Source organism: Bradyrhizobium sp. CCBAU 45321, from assembly GCF_028128975.1.
Lineage (GTDB): Bacteria > Pseudomonadota > Alphaproteobacteria > Rhizobiales > Xanthobacteraceae > Bradyrhizobium > Bradyrhizobium yuanmingense.
The window spans coordinates 75,971-102,670 of sequence record NZ_LFKZ01000128.1 but is presented as its reverse complement, the minus strand read 5'-3'; the positions used below and the strand labels follow the sequence as shown (position 1 = coordinate 102,670).

Below are 26,700 nucleotides of genomic sequence, written 5' to 3'. Positions count from 1 at the left end.
AGGGCAGCCCTGCGACCGCGAAACCGGCTTTCCGGGCCGCAAAATGCCGTGTTAGAACCCGCCCATCACTTAAGAACTGGCGGGAGCAAATGAAACACATCCTGGACGCCCTTGAAGATCGTCGTGCCGGCGCAAAGCTCGGCGGCGGGGAGAAGCGCATCGAGGCGCAGCACGCCCGCGGCAAGCTGACGGCGCGCGAGCGTATCGAGCTGTTGCTCGATAAGGGATCGTTCGAGGAGTTCGACATGTTCGTCGAGCACCGCTCCACCGAGTTCGGCATGGAGAAGAGCAAGGTGCCGGGCGACGGCGTCGTCACCGGCTGGGGCACCGTCAACGGCCGCAAGACTTTTGTGTTTGCCAAAGACTTCACGGTGTTCGGCGGCTCGCTCTCGGAAACGCATGCGCTGAAGATCACGAAGCTCCAGGACATGGCGATGAAGGCGAGGGCGCCAATCATCGGCCTCTATGACGCCGGCGGCGCCCGCATCCAGGAAGGCGTCGCCGCGCTCGCCGGTTATTCCTACGTGTTCCGCCGCAACGTGCTCGCCTCGGGCGTGATCCCGCAGATCTCCGTCATCATGGGCCCCTGCGCCGGCGGCGACGTCTATTCGCCTGCGATGACCGACTTCATCTTCATGGTGAAGAACACCAGCTACATGTTTGTCACCGGTCCCGACGTCGTGAAGACCGTGACCAACGAGGTCGTCACTGCCGAGGAGCTCGGCGGCGCCTCGGTGCATGCGACGCGCTCCTCGATCGCCGACGGCGCCTTCGAGAACGACGTCGAAACGCTGTTGCAGATGCGTCGCCTGATCGACTTCCTGCCCTCCAACAACACCGACGGCGTGCCGGAATGGCCGAGCTTCGATGACATCGAGCGGGTCGACATGTCGCTCGACACGCTGATCCCGGACAATCCGAACAAGCCCTACGACATGAAGGAGCTGATCCTGAAGGTCGTGGACGAGGGCGACTTCTTCGAGATTGCGGAAGCCTTCGCCAAGAACATCGTCACCGGCTTTGGCCGCATTGCGGGCCGCACCGTCGGCTTCGTCGCCAACCAGCCGATGGTGCTGGCCGGCGTGCTCGACAGCGACGCATCGCGCAAGGCGGCACGCTTCGTCCGCTTCTGCGACGCCTTCAACATTCCGATCGTCACCTTCGTCGACGTGCCGGGCTTCCTGCCCGGCACCGCGCAGGAATATGGCGGCCTAATCAAACACGGCGCCAAGCTTTTGTTCGCCTACTCGCAATGCACCGTGCCGCTCGTCACCATCATCACCCGCAAGGCCTATGGCGGCGCCTTCGACGTCATGGCCTCCAAGGAGATCGGCGCCGACATGAACTACGCCTGGCCGACCGCCCAGATCGCGGTGATGGGCGCCAAGGGCGCGGTCGAGATCATCTTCCGCAGCGACATCGGCGACCCCGACAAGATCGCCGCCCGCACCAAGGAATACGAGGACCGCTTCCTGTCGCCGTTCATCGCCGCCGAGCGCGGCTATATCGACGACGTCATCATGCCGCACTCGACAAGAAAGCGCATCGCGCGGGCGCTGGCGATGCTGAAGGACAAGAAGACGGAAATGCCGGCGAAGAAGCACGACAATTTGCCGTTGTGAGCGAAGTGTAGCCCGGATAAGCGCAGCGACATCCGGGTATTTGCCCAGGTCCCGCATGTCGCTTCGCTCATGCGGGCTACTCGCTAAGGATACCAAGTGGGCGATCTTCATCGAAGTGTCTTCCTGAAGGAGCTGAAGGACTCCTTTCCGGACTTAAGGCCCGAGATTGACGCGCAGCACGGCCTGCTGAATCTAGAGATGCACGTGTTTACCGACCTCGTGCAGCGAGGCATCGCCGCGAGAAATGCAAAGGAAGTCGCCTCGTGCTTCAAGCTTGCCGAGAAGTACTTCAGGGATGGGAATGATCATTTGCAAAATGCCATCGGCGTTTCCTTCCTCGAGCACCTGAACTTGCAAAACGCGCAATGGGCATGGGAGTTGCTGGGTCCAATTCTGCAGCGAGAGTATTTGCAGTTGGTCGACGCTGGCATGGCCAAGCCTTTTCCCTATCGCCGCTAGCGTCCCGGTTGAGACACGATGACCGAAGACGATCCGACCGACGAAATCTCCGATATCGAAGATCGAATTGAGGCGCTCGCCGAGACCGCCGAGCGGTGCCGCAAGTACATCCTGGCGTCCAAGATCGCCGTCGGAGGCGGGGCGGCGCTGCTGCTCGTGACGATCCTCGGTGTGTTCGGATTCGGTCAGACCGCAGCGCTTGGATCAATCGCCCTGGTGCTGGGCGGGATCGTCTCGCTCGGCTCGAACATCAGCACGCTGCGGCAGACAGAGGAGGCCATCAGTGTTGCGGAGGCGCGGCGGGCGGCGTTGATCGGCAGCATCGATCTGCGCCTCGTCGCCGATGCGCCGCTGAAACTGATGTGAGGCGTAGTGTGGATTAGCGAAGCGTAATCCACCAAGGTATGCGTCATCGGATGGAGAAGTGGCGGATCACGCTATCGCCATCCGCCCTACGCATCAGACGCCTCCAGCGCCAGCGCGCCTCACGCGGCGGACTTGAGCGTCAGCTCCGACAATTCGGCGCGGCATTCGGCGGCGTAGGCCTGGAGCCGCTCGGCGGTCTGCCGGTCGAGGATGGCCTTGGCTAGCCGCTCGGCGCGGGCGATCTGTCGCTTGAGATATTCGATGCGGACCATGGGTCACCTGTCGAATTGAATCGTTCCGATGGTGGCGACTGTACGCCAAGCACGGGATCGACTATGTGAGGCACATCACGCCCCGCGCGCCTTGTCCGCCGCAGCGAAATGCGCCAGCTGGTCGGCGTGGGCTTTGGCAAACGCCGGACGTCCGGTGGCGCGCGCGACGTAGGCGCGGCAGGCAGGACTGTCCGTCAGCCCGTTGAAACCATCGACGACGCGCAGCACGTCCGCCATCAGGATGTCGGCGACGGAGAAGGAGCCCGCCAGCCATTCGCGGCTGCCCAGCACCGGCTCGAGATGCTTGAGCCGAAGCTTGAGGAAGTCGTCCACGAATTTCCATGCTGCCGTGTCGGTCGGATGTCCCATGAACTTCGACATGCCCCATGGCAGGCTGGCCATCTCCACCGAATTGAGCGCCGCGAACACCCATTCCGCCGCTTCAGTGCGGCCGCGCTGGTCCTTTGGCATCAGCCTCTCGCTGAGGCCGCCGAGATGCAGCAGAATCGCGCCGGTCTCGAAGATCGAGAGGTCGCCGTCGGTCAGCCACGGAACCTGGCCGAACGGCTGGTGGGCGAAGTGCGCGGGCCCGCGGTCGTCGAACGGCACGCTGGCGACGCGATAGGGCAAGGCGGCTTCTTCGAGGGCCCAACGCACGCGGAAGTCACGCACGAAGCCTCGCGGCGCTGCGGGAACCCAATCGAAGGTGGTCAGGGTCAGGTTGGCCATTTGCTGTCTCCGTGTCCTGGTTCGATGCAAAGGACGAACGAAGGTCGTTCATTCCGACACCCAGGCCAACTCTTTTTGTCGCCGGCGGCTTAACCGGCTAGGCTCGCCCCAAACAACAGGAGGAAATCCGATGCCAGCAGCCTTCTTCGTCGTTCGCGCCGTCGTCTCCGACGCCGAAAAGCGCGCTGCGTTCGACCGGTGGTACGAGACGGAACACTTGCCCGACGCAGTGAAGGCCTTCGGCGTGAGCAAGGCGTGGCGGTTCTGGAGTCTCGACGATCCCTCGCTGCATCAGGCGATGTATCAGTTCGACGACGAGGCCAAGCTGAACGCGATGCTGAAAGGCGACGCGCTGAAAAAGCTCGTCGCCGATTTCAACCGCGACTGGCCCGACGTGAGGCGCTCGCGCGAGACGCTGGTGCTGGCGCAGGAGTTCGCGACGTAGCGAGGTCCTGTAGCCCGAATGGAGCGCAAGCGTAATCCGGGGTCTTCGCGCACAAATCCCGCATTGCGCTGCGCTCCATCCAGGTTACGAAATTCTCATCTGGGCTCGCCTAATCTGAACGCCGGATTCAGCCTCGGTTCATGGCGTCGCGGCGACACTCCTTCTGCATCACAAGCACGATGATCCAAGAAGGAAGAGCCATGGAGCGCCGGAACTTTTTGAAACTTGCTTTGGGTTTGACGGCGGGCGCCGCCGCTTTCGCTGCGACTGCCGCGCAGGCCGCGCCGCTGTCACCGCAGCCGCTCGCTGATCCCGCCCGCACGCCGCAAGGCAATCCCGACGCTCATCCCGCCGTCACCACCAGCGAGGAAGCTGCGCAGCTCGCTCCCGAGCAGGTCCACTGGCGTGGGCGTGGCCGCCATTGGGGCTGGCACCGCCGTCATTGGCGCCGGCATCGCCGGCGCTGGCACCGCCGTCATTATTGGTAAGCTCGCGACCATTCGCGGACTCGACGGGGATCGCCACTGCCGATCCCCGTTTCGATTTTGGGGAGCGCTCGGGTTCCGCGGCGGATGGATCATCAGCAATAAAAAACGGCCGCGCAGGCTTTCGCCGCGCGGCCATTTGCAACGGAATGGAGGAGATCAGTACGGGCGGCAGCGGCCGGCGTACCAGCGAAAGCCGTAGGGGCATACGCGCGCACGGGGTACGACGACGACCGGCGCCGGCGCGACCACCACCGGGGCGGGGCGAACGACGACAGGGGCGCGCATCGGGCGGCAGCTGCCGTAGGGGCCGCGATACCAGCCCGGGCCGCAACCGCCGGCGGCGCTTGCCACCTCGCTGAAACCGACGACCGCGCTCGCGAGCATCACGGCAGCGAAGAGATATTTCATTTGATCTTCCTTCTCGTCCTTGGGGCAGATTCTTGGGGCACGGCGCTTGAGACGCACAATGAATCAACAGACACGATTCGACACGTTAAATCTGGGAGACTCGTGCCGATACGTCGCGATCCAAACCTGCCAATCATGACCTGAATGCGGCATGAACGTTCCCCGCGTCCTGCCTCGGACGACACGCAGGTGTCGCTAGCGGCCGAGAAAGTTCAGCACCAGTTCCCTGTACGTCTCCGGCGCCTCCAGGAAGACGAGGTGGCCGGTGTCGGGGATCACCTCGGCCCGCGCGTTCGGCATCTTCGCGGCGAGCTGCTTCGCAAGCTCCGCGTTCTGCCCCATCTTGGCCCGCAGCGCCTCCGGCGCGAGCGGCCGGCCCGGCGCGTTGTGGTCGTCCGCACCCATGATGAACAGAGTCGGTGTCGCGATCAGCGGGATCTCGTGCGCCACCGGTTCACGATAGATCATCTGGCCGGAAGAGACGAAGGCGCGCAGCCAGCGCGGATAGTCCGGGCTGCCCTTGATATTGAAGCGGGCCTCGATGAACGGCGTGATCGCCTCGGCCGGCAGCTTGATTGCGTAATTGGTCTGGAGCTGCTTGCGATAGCCGTCGGCGGTGAGCTTGTCCTCGGTCTCGATCATCTTCTCGGTCGGCGTCGGCGGCACGTAGAGGCGGTAGTCCTCGAGCCCGATCGGCGCGGTCAGCACCAGATGGACGAGGCGGTCGGGATAGGCGCGAGCGATGCGCACGCCGAGCATGCCGCCGAGCGAATGCGCGACGATCTCGGCCTTGTCGATTTTGAGGTGATCGAGCAGCGCAATGGTGTTGCGCGTCAGATTGTCGAAATGCAGCTCGCCCGCCGGCTTGGAAGACTTGCCGAAACCGACCTGGTCCGGCACCACGACACGAAAGCCGGCCTCGCTCAGCATCTTGATCACGGGCGCCCAATAGCTCGACGGAAAATTGCGCCCGTGCAGCAGCACGACGGTACGGCCGTTCGGCCGCGCCGCGGCGACATCCATATAGGCCATGCTGAGCTGCTCGCCGTCGTTGACGATGGGGAGCATGTGCACGGGGTAGGGATAGGCAAAGCCTTCGAGCGCGATGCCATAGGGCTCCCGGGGCGCGGCATCGGCGGCGTGGGTCGAGGTGAGTTGGGAAGTAAGAAGGGCGGCGGCGAGCGCGGCCAGGAAGATGCGGTTCATCACAGTCTCCGTCATGCCCCGGGCTTGTCCAGGGCATCCACGTGCCAGCCGCAATAAAGACGTGGATGGCCGGGTCAAGCCCGGCCATGACGAGAGTGCGCATTCACACGCAAACGTGCGATCTCACGCAGCTTGTGTGATCAATCCTTCCCATCCCCGAACAGCGCGGCAAACTGCTTCTCGCCGGTGCGGGTGAAATTCACGATACGGCTGCCGGGCGTGGGATCGCGCGCGGCCCATTTCAGCTCGGCGAAGCGTTGCATCATGGCCGCGCCCAACGTGCCGGCGAGGTGATGCCGCCGTTCGCTCCAGTCGAGGCAGGCCTTGCACACCGGGCGGCGCGGATGGCTGAGCATGTCGGGCGAGATCTGCAAGTGCTTGGCAAGAAAGCGCTCGCCCTCGGCCGTCAGCTCAATCTCCTGCTTCCTCTGCCTGACCAGATGCCGCTCGCGCAAGGAGTCCAGCATCTGCACGCCGAGATCGCCGGCAAGATGGTCGTAGCAGATCCGCGCGCGCCGCAGCGCCGGATCCTTCGGACCGGTGCGCACGCGCATATGGCCGGTCCGCGCGGCAAGGCCGGCGAGCCCCTCGAGCACGCCGGCGACGTCGTCGTCGGTGAGGCGGTAATAGCGATGGCGGCCCTGTTTCTCCGGCTCGATCAGGCCGCCGGCCTCGAGCTTCGACAGATGCGAGCTCGCGGTCTGCGGCGTGATGCCGGCCTCCTGAGCCAGCTCGCTCGCCGTGAGCGCACGGCCGTTCAGCAGCGCCGTGAGCATGTTTGCGCGGGCGGGATCGCCGACCAGCGAGGCGACCATGGCGATGTCGGGTCCTGATTTCATGCTTCGATGGTAACCGAAGCGTTGGTGTCGGGCAAGGGCGTAGCGTGTCATCAAGTCGTCATTGCGAGCGTAGCGAAGCAATCCAGACTGCGTCCGCGGAGGGACTCCTGGATTGCTTCGCTACGCTCGCAATGACGGCGAAAACAAGGGAGCCCATCATGTCCGTCACCGTCTTCATCCGCTACCAGCTCGATCCCTTCAAGCGCGCGCAGTTCGAGGAATATTCGAAGCGCTGGCTCACCATCATCCCGAGATGTGGCGGCGAGTTGATTGGCTACTTCATGCCGCATGAGGGCACCAACAACATCGCGTCCGCCCTGATCTCGTTCGAGAGCCTGGCCGCCTATGAAGCCTATCGCAAACGGCTGCGCGCCGATCTCGACGGTATGGCAAACTTCAACTTTGCCGAGGCGGAGAAATTCATCCTTGCCGAAGAACGCACCTTCCTGCGCAAGGTGGTATTGTAGGCCCACCAACAGCAGGAGACGCCCATGATCGCCGTGATCTTCGAGGTCTGGCCCAAGCCGGAACACCGCCAGACCTATTTCGACCTCGCAGCCGACCTGAAGCCGCTGCTGCAGACCATCGACGGCTTCATCTCGGTCGAGCGCTTCGAGAGCCTGACGGAGAAGGGCAAGATCCTGTCGGTGTCGTTCTGGCGGGATGAAACGGCCGTCCAGGCCTGGCGCAATACGATGGAGCACCGCCGCACCCAGGCCAGGGGCAGGGCGCAGATCTTCGCCGATTATCACTTACGCATCGCCAGCGTCATCCGCGACTACGGCATGAACGATCGCGACGAGGCGCCGAAGGACAGCCGCGTCGTGCACGACGCGCACTAGCGGACTCGAAAACGCAGCCTTATCTCTGCGCGGCTAACAAGGGAGAGAAACATGCACGTGACGACCGCTGACAAGCGCGCGACGTTCAGGAAGATGCACGAGAGCGGCTGCTTCATCCTGCCCAATCCGGTCGATGTCGGCAGCGCGAAAGCCTTGCAGCATCTCGGTTTCAAGGCGATCGCGTCATCGAGCGCGGGCTTTGCCTGGACCATCGGCAAGCCCGACAATCACGTCACCGTCGAGGACGTCTGTCAGCATCTGGCAGCATTGAGCTCGGCTGTCGACATCCCCGTGAACGCCGATTTCGAGGGTGGCTTTGCGGTCGAGCCCGACAAGGTCGCGGACAATGTCGAGCGCGGCGTGCGCACCGGCGTTGCGGGCCTCTCGATCGAGGATTCCACCGGCGACAAGGACAAGCCGCTCTACGATCGCGCGCTGGCCGTCGAGCGCATCAAGGCCTCGCGCAAGGCGATCGGCGACAGCGGCACGCTGCTGGTCGGCCGCTGCGAGGCCTATCTGTGGGGCGTGACCGATCTCAAGCTCGTCATCGACCGGCTCACCGCCTATGCCGATGCCGGCGCCGACTGCCTCTATGCGCCGGGTCTGAAGAGCCGCGAGGACATCGTCGCGGTGGTCAAGGCGGTCGCACCGAAGCCGTTCAATCTTCTGATCGGCGGCTCCGGCCTGTCGCTGCAGGAAGCCCAGGATCTCGGCGTGCGCCGCATCAGCGTCGGCGGCTCGCTCGCCCGCGCCGCCTGGGGCGGCTTCATGCGCGCGGCCAAGGAGATGGCGGAGAAGGGCACCTTCACCGAGCTCGGCGGCGGCTATCCCGGCGGCGAGCTCAACAAGATGTTCGGCTAGAGCATGATCCGGATCCGAAGGGCCGCGTTAGCGCAAAGTGCGTAGCGGTTTTCCGAAAAGATCATGCTCAAACAATAACCTGAAGCGCGACGACGATTCATCCTAATCGCATCGCGCTTTAGCCAAACGAAAAGCGGCGGGATGTTGCATCCCGCCGCTCTCGCGCTTCATTGCGCAATGTTACTTCGCGCCGTCAGAGGGAGCTGGCGTATTCGGGGCCGGCCTGCTCGGCGCTGCACCCGTGGTCACGCCCGGCTCGGTGTTGCTACGCGGCGTCACGTCACGCATGCCGGGAGGTGCGGCCGGATTGGTTGGCTGCGTCTGCGCAGTCTGTGAGGCCGGAGTGTTGCTGGCCTCGTTGGTGGTGCTGGAATTGTTCAAGCCGTAGAACACCGCGCCCAGCACCAGGGCGACTGCGACCGCGAACATCGCGATCTTGCCGCTGGAAGCGGGGCCTTCCCCGAGCTCGGGATCGGCCTGTAGGTCGGCATCCCGGCGCGCCGCGCGAGAATACTCATCGTCGGCGAGGTTCGGGCGGTACGGATCGTTGGGAAAACGGTCGTCTGCCATCGATTGGTCTCCTCGGTTGTGACCCCGGGACAACCCTCAGGTGCGAGATTCTGTTCCGCCTCCTTAATGCTTTCGTCGCATGTTGCCTCCGTGTGGGGAATCGGGAACCTGTTCCATGGGAACCCGCGCCTGAGTTCGAGGAACGCGGAGGAGGGAACTCGCGATGTGGAGCCTGCCGCCTACGGATAGCGTGCTGCATTTCCTGTCCCTGGTCGCGGTGGCCGCGCAGGGCATGACGGCTGCGCTCGCCGCGGGACGCCGCAGCATGGATTGGCTGGGCGTCTGCTTCCTCGGCTGCATCACCGCGCTCGGCGGCGGCACGTTGCGCGATCTCTTCCTCGGACATTATCCGCTGGCCTGGGTGCAGAACCCGATCTATCTCGCGCTCTCCGGCGGCGCCGCCCTCCTCACCATCCTGTTTGCGCGCCTCGTGCACCGGCTGAAGGTCGCCTTCATCGTGCTCGATGCCATCGGTCTTGTCGTTTTCACCATGACCGGCTGCGACGTGGCCTGGCAGATGGGTGCCTCGCTGCCGATCGTCATCGTCTCGGGTATGGTGACGGGCTGCGCCGGCGGCGTGCTGCGCGACGTGCTCTGCAACGACGTGCCGCTGCTGTTTCGCTCCGAGCTCTATGCCAGCGTCTCGGTGGTGACGGGACTGTTCTATGCGACCGCATTCGGTCTCAAGCTCAACGCGGAGCTCTGGACCATTTTGACCTTCGTCCTCGGCATCAGCTTCCGCCTGCTTGCGGTGCGCTACAAATGGGAGATGCCGAAATTCGTGTTCACGGGGGATGAAGAGCGGTAGCGCTGTCGCGCGCGAATGGCGATTTAGCGAATGGTTCTGGGCCATTCGCCACTCGCTATTCCCCATTCGCCTCCCGCTTCCTCGCCTTCGCCACCTGGGCCGGTGTCACCAGCGGGCCTGCATTGCCCCAGGAATTGCGGATGTAGTTCGTCACCGCGGCGATCTCGGCGTCGGACAGCTGCTTGGCGTAAGCCGGCATCTCGCCGGTGTTCGGCGCGCGCGGCGTCGTCACGGTGTGAGCACCGTCGAGGATGATGCGCAAGGTCGAGGACGGATTGTTCGATTGCAGCAGCGCATTGCCCGGCAGCGGCGGATAAATCCGTGGCGCTCCCGTGCCGTCGGCCTCGTGGCAGGCGATGCAGAGCTTTGCGTAGACCGCCTGGCCGGCCTTCATCTCGGCTGCGTCCGGCGGCGTTACGATCGTCTCGCGCCGGGCCGGCGGCAGGCTCTTCAGATAGGTCGCGATCGCGCGCACGTCGGCATCGCTCATCTTCGAGGTCGAGTTGACGACGACCTCCGCCATCGGCCCGCCGGCGTGGCTTTTGGCATTGCGCCCGGTTTGCAGGTACTCCGTGATATCGGCCTCGCTCCAGGATTTCAGCCCGGTGCGCGGGGCGCCATCGAGCCGCGGGGCAAACCAGCCGCCGACCGCGTTGCCGGACAGCGCCTGCGCATCCCGGTCGGCGCCGAAATAATTCTTGGGCGTGTGGCAGGCGCCGCAATGGCCGAGCCCGGTGACGAGGTAGCCGCCTCTGTTCCAGGCCGCGCTCTTGGTCTGGTCCGGCGCGAACAGGCCGGGCTTGAAGTACATCGCGTTCCAAAGCCGCATCAGGCCGCGATAGCCGAACGGCCAGCGCAGCTCCGGCGGCTTGTTGCGGTTCACGACAGGCGCGACCGTGCCGAGATAGGCGCGGATCGCCAGCGTGTCGTCCTTCGTCATCTTCGTGAAGTAGGGGTAGGGAAACGCCGGGTAATAGTTTGAGCCGTCGGGCGCGATGCCATAGCGCAGGGCGCGGGTGAAATCGGCATCCGTCCAGCCGCCGATGCCAGTGCCGCGGTCCGGCGTCAGGTTCGGTGCATAGATCGCGCCAAAGGGCGTGTCGATGCGCTTGCCACCCGCGAACGGTTTTGCCGGATCGGCGGTGTGGCAGCCCGCGCAGTCGCCAGCCTCGGCCAGCGCCTTGCCATAGGCGATCAGCTCGGGCGATGGTCCGGCGGCGCCGGCCGCGCTTGCGGCCGTACTTGCAACCGCACTGCACAATGCCAGGCCCACAAGCGCCAGGCCCGTCAGAATCGTCCGCATCGACAGCCTCTCCTGCGACCCATCGACCCTACCTGCGTGAAGGGAAGCGTCGATTCATTTCGCAACGATGGGGGTATGGTGACACAAACTGAAAATCGCCAACGTGTTTCAGGCCACGAAATTGCGATTTTTACCCGAGGCCTCCTTTGGTCCAGAATTGTGATGCGGATCATGAAATATCCGACATAGAGTGGCGGAGGTGGTCGGCGCGCCCTAGCTAAAACCGACGGGCAGGCAACGACTTAAGTCAGGAAGACCTGAACAGGGCGCGAAGCGAGGACAGCATGGGCATCAACCAGGGTCCGATCAGTCTCGATCAAAAGTACACCCAGCAGACTGGACACGTCTTCACTACAGGCATCCAGGCTCTGGTCCGCTTGCCGATGGCCCAGATCCGGCGCGACCGCGCCAACGGCCTCAACACCGCGGGCTTCATCTCCGGCTATCGCGGCTCGCCGCTCGGCGGCTACGACCAGCAGCTCTTCGCCGCCCGCAAGCATCTCGAGCAATACAATATCAAGTTCCAGCCGGGGGTGAACGAGGACCTCGCCGCGACCGCGGTGTGGGGCTCGCAGCAGCTCAACCTCTCGCCCGGCGCCAAATACGATGGCGTGGTCGGCATCTGGTACGGCAAGGGCCCGGGCGTCGACCGCTGCGGCGACGTGTTCCGTCACGGCAACGCCGCGGGCTCGGCCAAGAACGGCGGCGTGCTCTGCCTTGCCGGCGACGACCACGGTGCGAAATCCTCCACCGTCCCGCATCAGTCCGACCATGCCTTCATGTCCGCGCTGATGCCGTATCTCTATCCCTCGAGCATCCACGAGATGATCGAGATGGGCCTGCTCGGCATCGCGATGTCGCGCTATTCCGGCTGCTGGGTCGGCATGAAGGTGATCACGGAGACGGTGGAGACCACCGCCGAGATCGACCTCACCGACGAGATGAAGCCGTTCATCATCCCCACCGATTTCGAGCTGCCCCCCGGCGGCCTCAACCTGCGCTGGCCCGACGACCGTTTCGAGCAGGACCGCCGCCTGCAGGACTACAAGGGCTTCGCCGCCATCGCCTTTGCGCGCGCCAACAAGGTCAACCGCGTCACCATGGATTCGCCGAATGCGCGCTTCGGCATCATGGCCTCGGGCAAGAGCTACGAGGACGTGCGCCAGGCGCTGCGCGAGCTCGGCATCACCGAGGAGGTCGCCGCTCGAATCGGCCTTCGTCTCTACAAGATCGGCATGCCCTGGCCGCTCGAGCCGGAAGGCGTGCATGAATTCGCCGTCGGCCTGGAAGAGATCTTCATCGTCGAGGAGCGGCGCGAGATCGTCGAGAACCAGGTCAAGCAGGTGTTGTTCAACTGGCGCGACGACGTGCGCCCGCGCATCGTCGGCAAGATGGACGAGCACGACAAGCGCTTCCTGACCTTCGCCGCCGAACTCACCGTCGCCTCGCTCGCGACCTCGCTCACCGAGCGCCTGCTTCGACTTGATCTCAACCCTGAAATCGCGGAGATGCTCCGCGCCAAGGCCGACTGGTTCAACGGCCGCCAGGCGACCCAGATGCAGGCGGTCGCTCCTGTCTCCCGAACCCCGTATTTCTGCTCCGGCTGCCCCCACAACACGTCGACGAAAGTCCCCGAAGGCAGCCGCGCGCTTGCCGGCATCGGCTGCCACTTCATGGCGCTGTGGATGGACCGCTCGACCGAGACGTTCACGCATATGGGCGGCGAGGGCGTGCCCTGGGTCGGCATCGCGCCCTTCACCAACGAGAACCACATCTTCGCCAATCTCGGCGACGGCACCTACTTCCACTCCGGCATTCTCGCCATCCGCCAGGCGATCGCCTCCAAGGCCAACATCACCTACAAGATCCTCTACAACGACGCGGTGGCCATGACCGGCGGCCAGCGTCACGACGGCGATCTCTCGCCGCAGCAGATCACCCAGCAGCTGTACGCCGAAGGCATCCGCGAGCTCTATCTGGTCTCGGAAAACCCCGACGCTTACCCCGCCGATACCATCGCGCCCGGCGTGAAGAAGTATCACCGCGACGAACTCGACAACGTCATGAAGATGTGCCGCGAGTTCAAGGGCACCTCGGCGATCGTGTTCGTGCAGACCTGCGCCGCCGAGAAGCGCCGTCGCCGCAAGCGCGGCCTGATGGAGGACCCGGCGCGCCGCGTCATGATCAATCCGGCCGTCTGCGAAGGCTGCGGCGATTGCTCGGTGCAGTCGAACTGCATCTCGGTCGAGCCGCTGGAGACCGAGTTCGGCCGCAAGCGCGCCATCAACCAGTCGTCCTGCAACAAGGACTATTCCTGCCTGAAGGGATTCTGTCCGTCCTTCGTCACCATCGACGGCGGCGCTCCGCGCCACCGCGCGCCAGCCGAGCTCGCCGAAATCGGCGCGCTGCCCGAGCCGGCCTCGCGCCCGACGCTCGACAAGCCCTATAACATCGCCGTCGGCGGCGTCGGCGGCACCGGCGTGCTCACCATCGGCGCGCTGCTCGGCATGGCCGCCCACATCGAGGGCAAGGCCTCGATGATCCTGGATATGTCGGGCCTCGCGCAAAAGGGTGGGGCGGTGCTCAGCCACGTCCGCCTCTCCGATCATCCGGCCGAGGTGACCTGCTCGCGCATCGTCACCGGCACGGCCGATCTCGTGCTCGCCGCCGACGAAGTCGTCGCAGTCGCCAAGGACACGATCACCCTTTGTGACAGCAGCCGCACCCACGGCATCATCAACAGCCACGTCATTCCCACCGCCGATTTCATCCTCAATCGCGATTTCAATTTCCAGACCCGCAAGCTGAACGGGCTCCTGGAAACGGCGCTGCACAAGGATTCGGTGTTCTTCGACTTCACCAAGCCGGCCGAGCAGCTGCTCGGCGATGCCATCGCCACCAACATGATGATGATGGGCTACGCCTATCAGAAGGGTCTGTTGCCGCTCTCCGCGGAAGCAATCGAGCAGGCGATCGAGGTCAACGGCGTCTCGATCAAGATGAACAAGGAAGCTTTCCGTCTCGGCCGCCTCGCAGTCGCCGATCCCAAGCGCCTGGCCGACATGCTGAAGGGCGGGAACGAAGTGGTCGCGCCGAAGGCGCTGGATGCCATGACGCTGGACGAGGTCATCGAGCACCGCGCCAAGCATCTGACCGCCTACCAGAACGCTCGTCTCGCCAAGCGCTATCGCAAGCTGGTCGACCAAGTCCGCGATGCCGCCGCGAAGGGCGGCTATGGCGACGCACTGCCGCGCGCGGTCGCCGTGAATTATGCAAAGCTCCTGGCCTACAAGGACGAATACGAAGTCGCGCGCCTCTACACCGACGGCGCCTTCGAGCAGCAGCTCCGCGACCAGTTCGAGGGCGACTTCAAGTTCAACTTCAATCTCGCGCCGCCGATCCTCAGCAGCGGTGTCGATGCCATGGGCCGTCCCAAGAAGCGCGCCTTCGGCCCGTGGATGCTGAAGGTCTTCCGCGTCCTGGCCAAGTTCAAGTTCCTGCGCGGCACGCCGTTCGACATCTTCGGCCGCAGCGCCGACCGCAAGCTCGAGCGCGATCTCATCGCCGGCTACGAGAAGGACGTCGCCACCGTGCTCGGCCTGTTGTCGCCGCTCACGATCGACACCGCGGTCGAATTGCTCTCGCTGCCCGACCGCATTCGCGGCTACGGCCCGGTGAAGGAGAAGGCGGTGCACGACGCCAAGGCCCGACACGCCCAGCTCGCCGCCGACCTCGCCAATCCGCCGCCCGCGCCAAGGCAGATCGCGGCGGAGTAGGGAGGTCTCGTAGGGTGGGCAAAGGCGCGCTTGCGCCGTGCCCACCATCTCTCCAAGTCGAGCCAGAAGACGTGGGCACGCTTCGCTTTGCCCACCCTACGACACCACCGCTTGCGCTACCCGTCGGGCGAAACACCCACGCCATGGTCAATCCGGCCGGGCAGAAACATTCCGCTTTACCGAAATTCGGAATTATCGTATCTGTCCGCCACCTCATCCCTCTCAGAGGGGCGTATCGCGATCGTCACGAAACGCGGGGTGAGCGGCGGTGGACGCGGGCTGCGTCGCGCGAGCGGTTGTCTCGTGCACGACGGGCGCGGTCTCGCGTACGGCAAAATCGTGTGGTCCTGACGCCCGGGGTCTGTGCGTCAAGTCTTGCGGGTCGCTCGCAAGGCGACGGGGGCAATAGTGCATCGCTCCCCGGGGAGAGCGCGACATAAGCCGTAAAGCCACTGCGCAGGGAAGGCCGGATGTTTGGCTTCACCTGTATGCCGCTGTGCATCTGTTCTTCGCGCAATTCGCGCACAGCGGACCGTGGGTGCCAGCCGGCACCCGGTCTTCCCTGCGCCCTCTGTTTGGGAGGGTAGCAAGACGGACGCAAAGCTCGGGCGAGATACGCCGCGGGGACGCGGCGCTGTGGCTGCAAGTTAAAGCCTCGTGCCCCGGACGCTGCGCAGCACGAAGTGATGCGCTGCGGAGCCGGGGCCCATGTCGCACTGAGTCCGCGGCCTCCTGGGTCCCGGCTCTACGCAGCAACGCTTAAGCGTTGCAGCGCGTCCGGGACACGAGAGTATCCTTCCCTGGCACCAACCCGCCACCCTCTCGCCCGGCGGAATATTTCCGCGCTTGCCAATCAGCCCGGTGCGGTTCAGAAAAAAGAGCCAAAAAAAGAGCCACGACGAGACGCGAGCGGAGACTGAAGTTTGACCATCAAGGGCAAGGCCTACATTGCCGGGATCTACGAACACCCGACCCGGCATGCGCCGGACAAATCCACCGCCCAGCTCCATGCCGAGGTCGCCAAGGGCGCGATCGAGGATGCCGGGATCAGCAAGGACGATATCGACGGCTATTTTTGCGCGGGCGACGCGCCCGGCGGCGCCTGGCCGATGGTCGACTATCTCGGCCTGAACACCAAGAAGCTTCGCCACATTGATTCCACCGAGACCGGTGGCTGCTCCTACATCATCCATCTCGGCCATGCCGCCGAGGCGATCGCCGCGGGCAAATGCTCGATCGCGCTCGTGACGCTCGCTGGCAAGCCGCGCACCGGCGCGATGCCGCCGCGCGCCGCCGGCGCCGAGGTCGATTTCGAAACCGCTTACGGGGCGACCACGCACAATGCCTACGGCATGTGTGCCATGCGCCACATGCACGACTACGGTACCACAAGCGAGCAACTCGCCTGGATCAAGGTCGCGGCCTCGCATCACGCGCAGTACAATCCGCATGCGATGCTCAAGGACGTCGTCACCGTCGAGGACGTCCTGAACTCGCCGATGATCTCCGATCCCCTGCATCGCATGGATTGCTGCGTCGTCTCCGACGGCGGCGGCGCGCTGATCGTGACGACGCCGGAGATCGCCAAGAGCCTGAAGAAGCCGCTGGTGCGCCTGATCGGCCATGGCGAGGCTATGAAGGGCCCGCGCGGCGGCAAGGATCTCGATCTCACGTACTCCGCCGGCGTCTGGTCCGGCCCGCGTGCGTTCGAGGAAGCCGGCATCACGCCGAAGGACATCAAATACGCCTCGATCTATGACAGCTTCACCATCACCGTGCTGATGCAGCTCGAAGACCTCGGCTTCTGCAAGAAGGGTGAGGGCGGCAAGTTCGTCGCCGACGGCAACCTGATCTCGGGCGTCGGCAAGCTGCCGTTCAACACCGATGGTGGCGGCCTGTGCAGCAACCACCCCGTCAACCGCGGCGGCATGACCAAGATCCTCGAGGCCGTCAGGCAGCTGCGCGGCGAGGCGCATCCGAAGGTGCAGGTCAAGAACTGCGATCTCGCCATCGCCCACGGCACCGGCGGCCTCTTGGGTGTTCGCCACGCCGCCTCGACCGCCATTCTGGAGCGCGTGTGATGAGCGAAGTGAAAAAGTATCCGGCCCCGGTGACGAATCCCGAGACATCAGCGTTCTGGGACGCGGCGAAAGAGGGCAAGTTCATGATCAAGCGCTGCACCGCCTGCGGCGAAGCGCATTACTTCCCGCGCTCGATCTGCCCGTTCTGCTACTCCGACAAGACGGTGTGGGAACAGGCGTCGGGCGAGGGCACGATCTACACTTACAGCCTGATGCGGAAATCGCCGACCGGCCCTTACGCCATCGGCTACGTCACGCTGAAGGAGGGGCCGTCGGTGCAGACCAATTTCGTCGACTGCGATCTGGAGAAGCTCAAGATCGGCCTGAAGGTGAAGGTGGTGTTCAAGCCGACCGACGGCGCCCCGCTGCCGTTCTTCACGATCGCCTGACGCGAAGCAATATGTAACCCTCTCCCCTTGTGGAAGAGGGTGGCAGCCGAAGGCTGCCGGGTGAGGGGTCTCTCTCCACACGAGAAGTGTCACTGCGGAGCCAACCCTCACCCAAACGAGTTTGCCGCACGGCTCTCGCAGCCCTCTCCCACAAGGGGGAGAGGGCACTTCGACTGGCAGCGGCGCACAAGAATCCGGAGAGGAAACCAGAAGAATGTCCGCCAGATACGAAGAGCTCAAAGGCCTGAAAAATCTCGGCCAGAAATACGCCTACACCGATCGCGAAGTCATGCTCTACGCCTACGGCATCGGCCTCGGCGCCGATCCCATGGACGAGAACGAACTCGCCTTCGTCAACGAGGGCACGTTCACGCCGCGGCCGCTGAAGGTGGTGCCGACTTTCGCCTCTGTCGCTGCCTGGGGCTCGGGGCCCGGCGAGATGAACCTCAACCGCGTCATGGTGGTCGACGGCGAGCGCGACATCACCTTCCACCAGCCGCTGCCGGTCGCCGCCAACATCACCGCCGACTCCTCGGTCCTCGAAGTCTACGACAAGGGCAAGGACAAGGGCGTGGTCATCGTTCACCAGACCGTGCTGAAGAACGAGAAGGGCGAGAAGCTCGCAACCCTGGTCGCCTCGCGCTTTGCCCGCGGCGACGGCGGCTTCGGCGGGCCGAACCTGACCCAGCCCGATCCGCACAAGATCCCATCGCGCGAGCCGGACAAGACCATCGACATCACCACGCGCCCCGACCAGGCGCTGGTCTATCGCCTCTGCGGCGACCGCAATCCGCTGCACTCCGATCCCGAGTTCGCCAAGAAAGCCGGCTTCCCGCGTCCGATCCTGCACGGCATGTGCACCTACGGCATCACCTGCCGCGGCGTGCTCCAGACCTATGCCGACTACGATGCGAGCGCCTTCCGTCAGCACGTCGCGCGGTTCTCCTCGCCGGTCTATCCCGGCGAGACCGTGACCATGGACCTCTGGAAGGACGGCAACGTGATCTCGTTCGAAGCCAAGGTGAAGTCGCGCGGGGTCACCGTGATCAAGAACGGCAAGACGGTGCTGGGTTAGCAACAAGGTACGGCCGTCGTCTCCCTCGCCCCGCTCTTGCGGGGAGAGGGCGGGGTGAGGGGCTCTCACCACGAGTCGGGACAGTATTGAGACCTGTACCCCCTCACCCGATCGCTACGCGATCGACCTCTCCCGCAAGCGGGGAGAGGTGGAAGAAAAACAAACAGGGAGACGCCACCATGGGACTACTCGACGGCAAGGTCGCGCTGATCACCGGCGCGGGCGGCGGGCTCGGTGAGGCCTACGCAAAACTGTTTGCGCGGGAAGGGGCCTCGGTCGTCGTCAACGATCTCGGCGGTCCCCGCGACGGCTCCGGCGCCGACAAGTCCATGGCGCAGCAGGTGGTGGATGCGATCAAGGCCGAGGGCGGCAAGGCGGTCGCCAACGGCGCCGACATCTCCACCATGGAGGGCGGCCAATCGGTGTTCGACGACGCCATCAAGCACTTTGGCCGCGCCGACATCCTGGTCAACAATGCCGGCATTTTGCGCGACCAGACCTTCGCAAAAGCCTCGGAAGCCGACTGGGACAAGGTCATCAAGGTCCATCTGAAGGGCACCTTTTGTTGCACCCTGCCGGTGTTTCGCTGGATGCGGGAAAACGGCGGCGGCGTCATCGTCAACACCTCCTCGACGTCAGGGCTGATCGGCAATTTCGGCCAGACAAATTACGGCGCGGCCAAGGGCGGCATCTGGGGCCTGTCCAACGTGCTCGCGATCGAGGGCCGCAAGTACAACATCCGGATCTGGACGCTGGCCCCGGGCGCCCTGACCCGCATGACCGCAGACCTGCCCCGCTATAAGGAGAACCCCGGCGCCGCGCTCGGGCCGGACGGCATCGCGCCGGCCGTGCTATACATGGTCAGCGACTTGTCGGGCGACCAGACCGGCAAGGTGCTGGGCGTGTCCGGGCCCCGCGGCGTGCGCGAGATGCGGATGATGGAAATGGAAGGCTGGAAGCCGCCGCACTCGGGCTGGAAGGCCCAGGACATCGTCGATCACGCCAAGGAGATCTTCTTCTCCGAGGAGCAGATCAAGATGGGGGCGCGGCGGTTTTAGCCAAAACTGTCATTCCGGGGCGCGACGAAGTCGCGAACCCGGAATCCATAACCACCAGCCGGGGTTATGGATTCCGGGCCTGGCCCTGCGGGCCATCCCGGAATGACGACAGAGAGACAAGGAAAGACGATGAAACTCGCCGCCGACGCCAAGGGCACCTTCGCAATCGCGCCGACGCCGTTCCATGATGACGGCCGGATCGACGAGCGCTCGATCGATCGCCTGACCGATTTCTACGAGGAGGTCGGCTGCGACGGCGTCACGGTGCTGGGCATTCTCGGCGAGGCTCCGAAGCTCGACGCCGCCGAGGCCGAGCAGGTGGCGATTCGCTACGTCAAGCGTGCCAAGAAGATGCAGGTGATCGTCGGCGTCTCCGCGCCGGGCTTTGCCACCATGCGTTCGCTGGCCAAGGCCTCGATGGATGCGGGCGCGGCCGGCGTCATGATCGCGCCGCCGCCCTCGCTTCGCACCGACGACCAGATCATCGGCTATTTCAAGCAGGCGGCGGAAGCCATCGGCCCTGATGTGCCCTGGGTGCTGCAGGACTATCCGCTGACCTTGCAGGTGGTGTTCACCCCCGCCGTGATCCGCAAGATTGTCATGGACAATCCGAACTGCGTGATGCTCAAGCACGAGGACTGGCCGGGCCTGGAGAAGATCTCGACGCTGCGTGGCTTCCAGAAGGACGGTTCGCTCCGTCCGCTCTCGATCCTCTGCGGCAATGGCGGCACCTTCCTGGACTTCGAGATGGAGCGCGGTGCCGACGGCGCCATGACCGGCTATGCCTTCCCAGAGCTCCTGATCGACGTCGTGAACCTCTCCAAGGCCGGCAAGCGCGACGCCGCGCATGACATTTTCGACGCGCATCTGCCGCTGATCCGCTACGAGCAACAGCCCGGCGTCGGCCTCACAGTGCGCAAATACGTGCTCCAGAAGCGCGGTATCATCGCCTCCAGCGCGCAGCGCAAGCCCGGTGCGACGATGACGGCGACGGCGAAGGCCGAGGTCGATTATCTCCTGTCGCGCGTTGCCCGTTTCGACAAGCGCGCCAATCTCGGCCCGCAATCCAGCGCCGCAGGCTAGTTGCATGGCCGAATCATCAGCATCACGCCCGGCCTCGACGATCCTCCTGCTGCGCGACGGCGCGAAGGCCGATGGCAAGAGCCGCGGCGAAATCGAAGTCTTCATGATGGTCCGCCATCATCAGATCGAGTTCAACTCGGGCGCGCTGGTGTTTCCCGGTGGCAGTGTCGATGCCGGCGACAACGAGATCGTTGCTCGCGCCGACCTCTATTCGGGCGGCGAAAGCCTCAGCGAAGCGGACCGCGGCTTCCGGATCGCCGCGATCCGCGAGACCTTTGAGGAAAGCGGCATCCTGCTGGCGCGGTCGAAGGACACCGGCGCGCCAATCGACGCCAAGCGCGCCGGCGAGATCGCGGACGCTCACCGCGTCGCCCTCAACGAGCACAAGATCAGTTTCCTGAAGATCCTCGACGACAACGGCCTCCAGCTCGCGCTCGACACGCTCGTGCCCTATGCGCACTGGATCACGCCGGAGGGCATGCCGAAGCGGTTCGACACGTGGTTCTTCCTAGCCGCGGCACCGCCCGACCAGCTCGGTGCCCATGACGGACGGGAATCCACCGATTCGATCTGGGTCTCGCCGCGCGAGGCGGTGGAGGGCGGGGAGAGCGGCCGCTTCAAGCTGCCGTTCCCGACCACACGCAACCTGATCCGGCTCGCCAAGCAGGGAAGCGTGAGCGCGGCGCTGGAGCACGCCCGCGGCCTCTCGATCGTCACGGTGATGCCGGTGATGACCAAGACCGAAACCGGCCGTCAGCTCCGCATCCCCAGCGAGGCCGGCTATGACGGCGAGGTGTTCGAGGTCGGGGCCGTCGGCTAGTACACTTCGACACGCAACGAAGTATCGACGAATCCCGGCCCGCAGGGCAGCCAGCGTCAAACTGTCGTAAAGCTGAAGCGGGCGGCAGGTCCCGATATTAACGATATTCCGCGTCCCGAGGCATGTTCCCCCCGGGCAGGAATACGTCGTATATTAGACCTCCAGCAGTCCGGTCCTCAAACCACCAATGTCCGCCGAATTGACGCCGTCCCCTGAGAAAAGGCGAACCTTCTCGCTCTCCATCGGCCAGCTCACCTTCGGTAGCTTCCTGTTGGTGCTGGCGGTGATCATTGTCACCTCGACTGCGAGCGTGATCGCGATCCGGCACATCGATACAACATTCGCGGAGCTGCAGCGGCTGCAGAGCGTCGGCGACCTCGCCGAGGACATCGATCGCCGCATGAACGAACTGCGTCTTGCCGCGCGCGACTTCGTCACGGATCCGGGTGCCGGCATCCAGTTCCAGCAGGTCGGCGAGGCGGCCTCGACGCTCAGCGACATCCTGAAGAAGACCCGCATCGAGCTCGCGCCCGAGCAGCAGGACATGCTCGACGGGGTCACCGAGCGGCTCGCAACCTATCGCTCCGGCCTGGAGCGGATCTCCACGCTGATCGACCGCCGCGCCCAGCTGCTCGCCGGACTGCCGCCGCTGCGCGAACAATTCGACGCAGCGGTTGAAGGCACCGCGGACCGCGAGCTGGCGTCCCGCTTGTCCGAGGCACAGGGCCGGATCGCGATCGGGCTGCTCGCGCGCAACCCGTCCGCAGCCGAGCAGGCTGCACAGGGAATGCGGGGGCTCGATATTGCCGATGCCAAGCTGAAGTCGGCGGTGAACGACTATGCAGAGGCGATCATGGCCGTCGCCGTCCGCGAGCGGCAGATCGCCGACATCGATCGCGAGGTGCTGGGAACCGAAGGCCGGTTGATCGGCCGCGTCACCGAATTGCTGCGCGAGGTCAGCTCCCGGCGCGGCCACGTGCTGTCGCGCGACTTCGCGCGGACACTGACCGAGGCGCGATGGCAAAGCATCGTGCTCGGCACGGTCGGCGTGCTCATCGGCATCGGCGCTGCCTGGTTCGTGGTTCGCAGGACGGTGCGTCCGCTCGCCCAGATCGCGCGATCCATTCGCGCGCTAGCCGGCGGCCGGAAAGACGTCTCAATTCCGTCCGCCGACCTCGGCAACGAGATCGGCGACATTGCGCGGGCGGCCGAAGTGTTTCGCCGCGCGTTGGAGGAGGCCGACACCGCGCGCGAGGCGGCGGTGCGCGCGCTCACCGAGCAGCGCCTCGCCGAGGAGAGCTACCGAAAACTGTTCGAAGGCTCTATCGACGGCATCTACGTGACGACGCCAGCCGGTGACCTCCTCAACGCCAATCCCGCGCTGGCGCGCATGATGGGCTACGACAGCCCGCAGCAGCTGATCGACAGCATCAGCGACATCGCCCACACGATCTACGTCCACCCCGAGGCGCGCGCCGAATACCAGCGGCTGATGGCGCGCGACGGCATGGTGCGCGAGTTCGAGTATCAGGTGCGCCAGCGCAGCGGCGACATCCTCTGGCTCTCCGACAGCGCCACGGGCGTGCGAGACGAAGCGGGCAACATCATCCGCTACGAGGGCACGCTGCGCGACATCACCGACCAGAAGCGGGCGGAGGAAGCCATCGCCGAAGGCCGGCGCCTGCTCCAGCAGGTCATCGACACCGTGCCGGCGGTGATCAACGTCAAGGATCGCAATCTGCGCTACGTGCTGATGAACCGCTACATGGCCGGCATCTTCGGCATCGAGCCCGGCGAGGCGCTCGGCCGCACCACGGCCGACCTGATGTCGCGCTACGGCGCATCCAAGTCCGACGAGAGCGACAAGCGGGTGCTCAAGCTTCGAAAAGGTCTCGGTTTCTATGAGGAGGAGTATCAGGACGCCTCCGGCAACATGCGGCAATGGCTGGTCAACAAGTTGCCGCTGCTCGACGCCGAGGGCGAGATCGAGCGGATCGTGACCGTTGCGCTCGATATCGGCGAGCGCAAGCGCGGCGAGCAGGAGATGCGCAAGGCCAAGGAAGCCGCCGAAACCGCGCTGCGCAATCTCCGCGAGACCCAGGCCTCCCTGATCGAGGCCGAGAAGCTGGCCGCGCTCGGGCGCCTCGTCGCCGGCGTCGCCCACGAGGTCAACAATCCCGTCGGCATCAGCCTCACGGTTGCCTCCGCGCTAGAGCGCAAGACGGCCATGTTCACCGCCGAAGTCGAGCGCGGCGAGCTGCGCCGCTCCACGCTCAACGACTTCCTCAGCACCAGCCGCGATGCGTCCTCGCAGCTCGTCTCCAATCTCAACCGCGCCGCCGAGCTGATCCAGTCGTTCAAGCAGGTCGCCGCCGACCGCAACTATTCGGATCAGCGCACTTTCGATCTCGGCGATCTCACCGAGCAGGTGGTGATGAGCCTGCGGCCGGGCCTGCGTAAGCACAATCTGACGCTCAACGTCGAGTGTCAGCCGGACCTGACCATGAACAGCTATCCCGGCCCGTACGGCCAGGTGCTGACCAATCTGTTTCTGAACTCGGTGGCGCACGCCTTCCCGGACGGCCGGCCCGGGACGATCGAGATCCAGGTGCGCGAGTCCGGCAAGGACAACGTCGAGATCATCTTCTCCGACAATGGCTGCGGCATGTCGCTCGACGTCCGTCGCCGCGCCTTCGATCCGTTTTTCACCACGCGGCGCGACCAAGGCGGCACCGGCCTCGGGCTGCACATCGTCTACAGCATCGTCACCAACCGGCTCGGTGGCCGGCTCGATCTCGATTCCGAACCGGGTGGCGGTACGCGCATCCAGATGATCCTGCCGCGTGTGGCGCCCCTCGAACAGGCCGCGGAATAGCTAATCGACGTCTGCAAGCTTGTGCAGCGTCGCGCCGAAGATCTGGCTGGCCTTGCCGACCAGCGCGGTGCCGGTCATCTGTCCGCGCGTGTCCGTGAACGTGCCGGTGACGCCGATGCCGACCGGGGCAGGGCCGCCGAACAGCGGATTGTCATCGCCTCGAGGCGAGGTGTGCCGTTGCACCAGCACCTCGCCCTTGAAGCTGTTGTTGTCCTTCACCATGTAGCTGCCGGTGTAATAGAGGTAGGCATCGCCGCCGAGAATCTTGCCGTCGCGGAAGAGAATCACGCCGCTGCCCTTGCCGACTCGACCATCGAGCAGGGTGACATGAATTGAATAGAGGCCGTTTTTCATAACGTCCCGTAGGCCGGCCGCCATCGCCCAATGGCGCAACCGGTCCCGCTTTTATGCCAAAGCCCATCCCTGCGCGCAACGAGGCAGTTTGCCGGTCGCGGCGGCCTGCGAGCCGTAGTTGTTCCAATTTGTCCATGACACCGTCGTGACGCTCTGATGGTGAGGCGAGGCCCGACGTTGCGAATCAGAGTTGGCCCGCGAAATGCATAACCATTGCTGCACTGGCCGCGGGGTGCTGGAGCAAGACGAACGTGACCAACTGGATCGATTCCGGCGGCAATGAGCCGCGTCTGTACAGTGCGCGTCCCACGAATTGCAAAAGCGAACAACGGCGGATTGGCGATGCGATAGGCCGGGCAAACCTGACGAGGCTGGCGCCCGCGTTGGCTTTGATCGCGCTCGCAGCCCCCTCGGGGCACGCGCGCGACCGCGGGCAGGTCGCCAACACCAATCCCGAATTGAAGGCTTGGTTCGACAGTCTGCGCAGCGGCAAGGGGCCTTGCTGCTCCGATGCCGACGGTTCGGCGCTCTCGGACTCCGACTGGGACAGCAAGGACGCGCATTGTCGCGTCCGCGTCCCGCGCTATGGCTATGCGCTCGATGGCCAGCAGCAGGAGTTCGTCTGGCTCGACGTGCCCGCGGAGGCCGTGATCTCGGAGCCGAACCGGGTGGGACGCACCATGGTCTGGCCGATCTACGGCTACATGGGTGTCACCATCCGTTGCTTTATGCCCGGTAGCATGACTTAGCCTTCGGGCGTGACGTCGTCGCCGGCTCGGATGCCTGGACGGCGGGGCGCCCCGTCGCGTCAGGTATATTTCTTGTCGCGCTCGAGCAGCTCGATCGAGATGCCTTCGGGCCCGCGGATGAAGCAGATGCGTACGCCGGGACGAATGGTCGTCGGCTCGCGCGTGAACGTGACACCCTTGGCCTTGATCTCGGCGGCGACCGCGTCGATGTCCTTCACCGTCAAGCCGAAATGGTCAAGGCCCTGATGTGGGTGCGGAGGTGGCGGGCTGACGGCGCTGTCGCCCTCGAGTGGCGCGATGAAGATCCTGGCTCCGCCGAGGTTCACGTCGATTCGTCCTGGCGCGTGCACGATCTCGCCACCAAGGATGTCCCGCAGCCAGGCCGCGGTGGCCTCCGGATCGGGGCTGCGCAGATGGACGTGATCCCAAGCGACGGCGAACGGCATTTCATAATCTCCCAACGGGACTATTCGATGCTACGGCGCATGCTAGCAGTATCGCCGGTGGTCACCACCGCCGTTGCCGACTCGCATGACGTTGGGGGAACCTTAGTTCGTCGCCCGAATTAAGGTAAGCTGTGACTAAATCCATCTTCGATGGTGCTGCGGTCGCGATCGGTGTGCAACCATGAATGCGAGGCTCGACCGACTCGGATTGGGGCGCTTGGCCGGCACCGGCGAACGACTGGCGCGGGCGGTGACGATTGCGAGCGTCTCATTTGGCCGAAGCCTTCTATGGCTGCTGGCGGCAATCATCGTCGGTTGCGGCATTTGGATGCTGCTACCTCTCTCCAAGGGCAACAGTGCTGAGCCGGTGAGGCCTGAGCTGGCGGCTGTTGAAGCGCCTCCCTCCGGCGATTCGTCCAAAGTGGCCTCGCCTGTGTCCGAAGCTCAGGTGCCGGCGACAGCAGAACTTGGTCGTCTCAGGATTTCATCACAGACCTGGCGTCGCGGCGGCCTCGGCTCCAAAGCCCTGGTGACGTTCACGCTGCGAAACGACAACGACTATGCCGTAAAAGATGTCGAGATCGTCTGTGCCTTCACGCGGCGCGACGGAAGTCATCTGACCGACCGCAGCCGCGTGCTGGCGGATCCGGTCAGCATGAAGAGCCGCAAGACCTTCGTGCGTATCCCAATTGGCTTCGTTAACGTGAATGCCGATCAGGCAAAATGTTCCCCGGTTGCAGCACGCCGCGCTTGAAGGCGGCCTGTCCCGGTAGCTG

The 26,700-nt window shown here is 64.6% G+C and carries 28 protein-coding genes; 19 read left to right on the top strand and 9 right to left on the bottom strand.

Going from position 1 to position 26,700, the window contains the following annotated elements; genetic code table 11:
* Positions 1-89: 89 nt before the first annotated feature.
* From ACM43_RS27800 to ACM43_RS27790, 3 genes are all read left to right on the top strand, one after another.
* Entirely contained in the window at positions 90-1,622 is a 1,533-nt protein-coding gene (locus ACM43_RS27800) for an acyl-CoA carboxylase subunit beta (protein ID WP_128264731.1), read from the top strand.
* 96 nt (positions 1,623-1,718) lie between these two features.
* Complete coding sequence (locus tag ACM43_RS27795; RefSeq protein ID WP_271544466.1) at positions 1,719-2,081, top strand: DUF7674 family protein; 363 nt, start codon at positions 1,719-1,721, stop codon at positions 2,079-2,081.
* Positions 2,082-2,099: 18 nt separating this feature from the next.
* Positions 2,100-2,447, top strand: coding sequence for a hypothetical protein (locus ACM43_RS27790; protein ID WP_157280538.1), 348 nt, complete (start codon positions 2,100-2,102; stop codon positions 2,445-2,447).
* A 119-nt stretch (positions 2,448-2,566) separates the two neighbouring features.
* Here ACM43_RS27790 and ACM43_RS27785 read toward each other — a convergent pair whose 3' ends face one another.
* Both ACM43_RS27785 and ACM43_RS27780 read right to left on the bottom strand, forming a co-directional pair.
* The gene (locus ACM43_RS27785) at positions 2,567-2,719 is read right to left on the bottom strand and encodes a hypothetical protein (RefSeq protein ID WP_198399588.1); all 153 of its coding nucleotides are present in this window, start codon (positions 2,717-2,719) and stop codon (positions 2,567-2,569) included.
* A 75-nt stretch (positions 2,720-2,794) separates the two neighbouring features.
* Positions 2,795-3,448, bottom strand: coding sequence for a glutathione S-transferase family protein (locus tag ACM43_RS27780; protein ID WP_271544463.1), 654 nt, complete (start codon positions 3,446-3,448; stop codon positions 2,795-2,797).
* A gap of 130 nt (positions 3,449-3,578) precedes the next feature.
* On the opposite strand from ACM43_RS27780, the gene ACM43_RS27775 reads away from it, so the two are divergent.
* On the top strand, positions 3,579-3,893 hold the full coding sequence (locus ACM43_RS27775; protein WP_271544461.1) for a hypothetical protein: 315 nt from the start codon (positions 3,579-3,581) through the stop codon (positions 3,891-3,893).
* 200 nt (positions 3,894-4,093) lie between these two features.
* Positions 4,094-4,381 carry a twin-arginine translocation (Tat) gene (locus tag ACM43_RS27770; RefSeq protein WP_109143375.1) on the top strand — a complete coding sequence of 96 codons (288 nt, stop codon included), beginning with the start codon at positions 4,094-4,096 and terminating at the stop codon, positions 4,379-4,381.
* A 156-nt stretch (positions 4,382-4,537) separates the two neighbouring features.
* Here ACM43_RS27770 and ACM43_RS27765 read toward each other — a convergent pair whose 3' ends face one another.
* The 3 genes from ACM43_RS27765 to ACM43_RS27755 form a co-directional block, all read right to left on the bottom strand.
* Positions 4,538-4,789 (bottom strand): GCG_CRPN prefix-to-repeats domain-containing protein, encoded by a 252-nt coding sequence (locus ACM43_RS27765; RefSeq protein WP_157280534.1) that lies wholly within the window; start codon positions 4,787-4,789, stop codon positions 4,538-4,540.
* Between the two features lie 195 nt (positions 4,790-4,984).
* Positions 4,985-5,995, bottom strand: coding sequence for an alpha/beta fold hydrolase (locus ACM43_RS27760; protein WP_271544458.1), 1,011 nt, complete (start codon positions 5,993-5,995; stop codon positions 4,985-4,987).
* 140 nt (positions 5,996-6,135) lie between these two features.
* The gene (locus ACM43_RS27755; RefSeq protein WP_271544456.1) at positions 6,136-6,834 is read right to left on the bottom strand and encodes a winged helix-turn-helix domain-containing protein; all 699 of its coding nucleotides are present in this window, start codon (positions 6,832-6,834) and stop codon (positions 6,136-6,138) included.
* A gap of 158 nt (positions 6,835-6,992) precedes the next feature.
* Here ACM43_RS27755 and ACM43_RS27750 point away from each other — a divergent pair, with 158 nt between their 5' ends.
* Genes ACM43_RS27750 through ACM43_RS27740 form a run of 3 tightly spaced genes read left to right on the top strand, consistent with a single transcriptional unit; the run spans position 6,993 to position 8,537 of the window.
* A complete protein-coding gene (locus tag ACM43_RS27750) occupies positions 6,993-7,301 on the top strand; it encodes an NIPSNAP family protein (RefSeq protein WP_036011128.1) in 309 nt (102 codons plus the stop codon).
* Between the two features lie 24 nt (positions 7,302-7,325).
* Positions 7,326-7,676, top strand: a complete 351-nt coding sequence (locus ACM43_RS27745; protein WP_271544454.1) for an antibiotic biosynthesis monooxygenase family protein — start codon at positions 7,326-7,328, stop codon at positions 7,674-7,676.
* 51 nt (positions 7,677-7,727) lie between these two features.
* Complete coding sequence (locus tag ACM43_RS27740; protein WP_271544452.1) at positions 7,728-8,537, top strand: isocitrate lyase/PEP mutase family protein; 810 nt, start codon at positions 7,728-7,730, stop codon at positions 8,535-8,537.
* A 180-nt stretch (positions 8,538-8,717) separates the two neighbouring features.
* Here ACM43_RS27740 and ACM43_RS27735 read toward each other — a convergent pair whose 3' ends face one another.
* Positions 8,718-9,107, bottom strand: a complete 390-nt coding sequence (locus ACM43_RS27735) for a hypothetical protein (RefSeq protein ID WP_157280529.1) — start codon at positions 9,105-9,107, stop codon at positions 8,718-8,720.
* A gap of 163 nt (positions 9,108-9,270) precedes the next feature.
* On the opposite strand from ACM43_RS27735, the gene ACM43_RS27730 reads away from it, so the two are divergent.
* A complete protein-coding gene (locus ACM43_RS27730; RefSeq protein ID WP_157280528.1) occupies positions 9,271-9,915 on the top strand; it encodes a trimeric intracellular cation channel family protein in 645 nt (214 codons plus the stop codon).
* A 55-nt stretch (positions 9,916-9,970) separates the two neighbouring features.
* On the opposite strand, the gene ACM43_RS27725 is transcribed toward ACM43_RS27730, so the two are convergent.
* A complete protein-coding gene (locus ACM43_RS27725) occupies positions 9,971-11,218 on the bottom strand; it encodes a c-type cytochrome (protein ID WP_271544451.1) in 1,248 nt (415 codons plus the stop codon).
* A gap of 284 nt (positions 11,219-11,502) precedes the next feature.
* Here ACM43_RS27725 and ACM43_RS27720 point away from each other — a divergent pair, with 284 nt between their 5' ends.
* From ACM43_RS27720 to ACM43_RS27685, 8 genes are all read left to right on the top strand, one after another.
* Positions 11,503-14,994, top strand: coding sequence for an indolepyruvate ferredoxin oxidoreductase family protein (locus ACM43_RS27720; protein ID WP_271544450.1), 3,492 nt, complete (start codon positions 11,503-11,505; stop codon positions 14,992-14,994).
* 923 nt (positions 14,995-15,917) lie between these two features.
* Positions 15,918-17,075 carry a thiolase domain-containing protein gene (locus ACM43_RS27715; protein WP_057029662.1) on the top strand — a complete coding sequence of 386 codons (1,158 nt, stop codon included), beginning with the start codon at positions 15,918-15,920 and terminating at the stop codon, positions 17,073-17,075.
* Positions 17,075-17,464 (top strand): Zn-ribbon domain-containing OB-fold protein, encoded by a 390-nt coding sequence (locus ACM43_RS27710; RefSeq protein WP_157280525.1) that lies wholly within the window; start codon positions 17,075-17,077, stop codon positions 17,462-17,464. Before ACM43_RS27715 ends, ACM43_RS27710 begins: the two co-directional genes overlap by 1 nt.
* A 214-nt stretch (positions 17,465-17,678) precedes the next feature.
* Positions 17,679-18,539 (top strand): MaoC family dehydratase, encoded by an 861-nt coding sequence (locus ACM43_RS27705; protein WP_036011141.1) that lies wholly within the window; start codon positions 17,679-17,681, stop codon positions 18,537-18,539.
* 179 nt (positions 18,540-18,718) lie between these two features.
* Positions 18,719-19,597, top strand: coding sequence for an SDR family oxidoreductase (locus ACM43_RS27700; RefSeq protein WP_271544449.1), 879 nt, complete (start codon positions 18,719-18,721; stop codon positions 19,595-19,597).
* A 129-nt stretch (positions 19,598-19,726) separates the two neighbouring features.
* Positions 19,727-20,680: a dihydrodipicolinate synthase family protein gene (locus tag ACM43_RS27695; RefSeq protein ID WP_271544448.1), complete on the top strand. Its 954-nt coding sequence runs from the start codon at positions 19,727-19,729 to the stop codon at positions 20,678-20,680.
* A 4-nt stretch (positions 20,681-20,684) separates the two neighbouring features.
* Complete coding sequence (locus ACM43_RS27690) at positions 20,685-21,500, top strand: NUDIX hydrolase (protein ID WP_271544447.1); 816 nt, start codon at positions 20,685-20,687, stop codon at positions 21,498-21,500.
* Positions 21,501-21,687: 187 nt separating this feature from the next.
* Positions 21,688-24,375, top strand: a complete 2,688-nt coding sequence (locus tag ACM43_RS27685) for a PAS domain S-box protein (protein WP_271544446.1) — start codon at positions 21,688-21,690, stop codon at positions 24,373-24,375.
* Here the strand turns inward: ACM43_RS27685 and ACM43_RS27680 are convergent, their stop codons facing one another.
* Positions 24,376-24,729, bottom strand: coding sequence for a GrlR family regulatory protein (locus ACM43_RS27680; RefSeq protein ID WP_271544445.1), 354 nt, complete (start codon positions 24,727-24,729; stop codon positions 24,376-24,378).
* Between the two features lie 251 nt (positions 24,730-24,980).
* Here ACM43_RS27680 and ACM43_RS27675 point away from each other — a divergent pair, with 251 nt between their 5' ends.
* Entirely contained in the window at positions 24,981-25,478 is a 498-nt protein-coding gene (locus ACM43_RS27675; protein ID WP_271544443.1) for a hypothetical protein, read from the top strand.
* Positions 25,479-25,537: 59 nt separating this feature from the next.
* Here ACM43_RS27675 and ACM43_RS27670 read toward each other — a convergent pair whose 3' ends face one another.
* A complete protein-coding gene (locus tag ACM43_RS27670; RefSeq protein ID WP_271544441.1) occupies positions 25,538-25,924 on the bottom strand; it encodes a VOC family protein in 387 nt (128 codons plus the stop codon).
* Positions 25,925-26,105: 181 nt separating this feature from the next.
* Between ACM43_RS27670 and ACM43_RS27665 the strand changes: the two genes are divergently transcribed.
* Entirely contained in the window at positions 26,106-26,678 is a 573-nt protein-coding gene (locus tag ACM43_RS27665) for a hypothetical protein (RefSeq protein WP_271544439.1), read from the top strand.
* Positions 26,679-26,700: the final 22 nt, after the last annotated feature.

Bases quoted from the DNA above. Each gene is read 5' to 3' on its own strand.
- ACM43_RS27700 (WP_271544449.1), top strand. From the start codon at position 18,719: ATGGGACTACTCGACGGCAAGGTCGCGCTGATCACCGGCGCGGGCGGC.
- ACM43_RS27730 (WP_157280528.1), top strand. From the start codon at position 9,271: ATGTGGAGCCTGCCGCCTACGGATAGCGTGCTGCATTTCCTGTCCCTG.
- ACM43_RS27775 (WP_271544461.1), top strand. From the start codon at position 3,579: ATGCCAGCAGCCTTCTTCGTCGTTCGCGCCGTCGTCTCCGACGCCGAA.
- ACM43_RS27685 (WP_271544446.1), top strand. From the start codon at position 21,688: ATGTCCGCCGAATTGACGCCGTCCCCTGAGAAAAGGCGAACCTTCTCG.
- ACM43_RS27695 (WP_271544448.1), top strand. From the start codon at position 19,727: ATGAAACTCGCCGCCGACGCCAAGGGCACCTTCGCAATCGCGCCGACG.
- ACM43_RS27710 (WP_157280525.1), top strand. From the start codon at position 17,075: ATGAGCGAAGTGAAAAAGTATCCGGCCCCGGTGACGAATCCCGAGACA.
- ACM43_RS27665 (WP_271544439.1), top strand. From the start codon at position 26,106: ATGAATGCGAGGCTCGACCGACTCGGATTGGGGCGCTTGGCCGGCACC.
- ACM43_RS27765 (WP_157280534.1), bottom strand. From the start codon at position 4,789: ATGAAATATCTCTTCGCTGCCGTGATGCTCGCGAGCGCGGTCGTCGGT.
- ACM43_RS27690 (WP_271544447.1), top strand. From the start codon at position 20,685: ATGGCCGAATCATCAGCATCACGCCCGGCCTCGACGATCCTCCTGCTG.
- ACM43_RS27750 (WP_036011128.1), top strand. From the start codon at position 6,993: ATGTCCGTCACCGTCTTCATCCGCTACCAGCTCGATCCCTTCAAGCGC.
- ACM43_RS27760 (WP_271544458.1), bottom strand. From the start codon at position 5,995: ATGAACCGCATCTTCCTGGCCGCGCTCGCCGCCGCCCTTCTTACTTCC.
- ACM43_RS27770 (WP_109143375.1), top strand. From the start codon at position 4,094: ATGGAGCGCCGGAACTTTTTGAAACTTGCTTTGGGTTTGACGGCGGGC.
- ACM43_RS27720 (WP_271544450.1), top strand. From the start codon at position 11,503: ATGGGCATCAACCAGGGTCCGATCAGTCTCGATCAAAAGTACACCCAG.
- ACM43_RS27790 (WP_157280538.1), top strand. From the start codon at position 2,100: ATGACCGAAGACGATCCGACCGACGAAATCTCCGATATCGAAGATCGA.
- ACM43_RS27780 (WP_271544463.1), bottom strand. From the start codon at position 3,448: ATGGCCAACCTGACCCTGACCACCTTCGATTGGGTTCCCGCAGCGCCG.
- ACM43_RS27705 (WP_036011141.1), top strand. From the start codon at position 17,679: ATGTCCGCCAGATACGAAGAGCTCAAAGGCCTGAAAAATCTCGGCCAG.
- ACM43_RS27785 (WP_198399588.1), bottom strand. From the start codon at position 2,719: ATGGTCCGCATCGAATATCTCAAGCGACAGATCGCCCGCGCCGAGCGG.
- ACM43_RS27745 (WP_271544454.1), top strand. From the start codon at position 7,326: ATGATCGCCGTGATCTTCGAGGTCTGGCCCAAGCCGGAACACCGCCAG.
- ACM43_RS27755 (WP_271544456.1), bottom strand. From the start codon at position 6,834: ATGAAATCAGGACCCGACATCGCCATGGTCGCCTCGCTGGTCGGCGAT.
- ACM43_RS27670 (WP_271544441.1), bottom strand. From the start codon at position 25,924: ATGCCGTTCGCCGTCGCTTGGGATCACGTCCATCTGCGCAGCCCCGAT.
- ACM43_RS27740 (WP_271544452.1), top strand. From the start codon at position 7,728: ATGCACGTGACGACCGCTGACAAGCGCGCGACGTTCAGGAAGATGCAC.
- ACM43_RS27800 (WP_128264731.1), top strand. From the start codon at position 90: ATGAAACACATCCTGGACGCCCTTGAAGATCGTCGTGCCGGCGCAAAG.
- ACM43_RS27735 (WP_157280529.1), bottom strand. From the start codon at position 9,107: ATGGCAGACGACCGTTTTCCCAACGATCCGTACCGCCCGAACCTCGCC.
- ACM43_RS27680 (WP_271544445.1), bottom strand. From the start codon at position 24,729: ATGAAAAACGGCCTCTATTCAATTCATGTCACCCTGCTCGATGGTCGA.
- ACM43_RS27725 (WP_271544451.1), bottom strand. From the start codon at position 11,218: ATGCGGACGATTCTGACGGGCCTGGCGCTTGTGGGCCTGGCATTGTGC.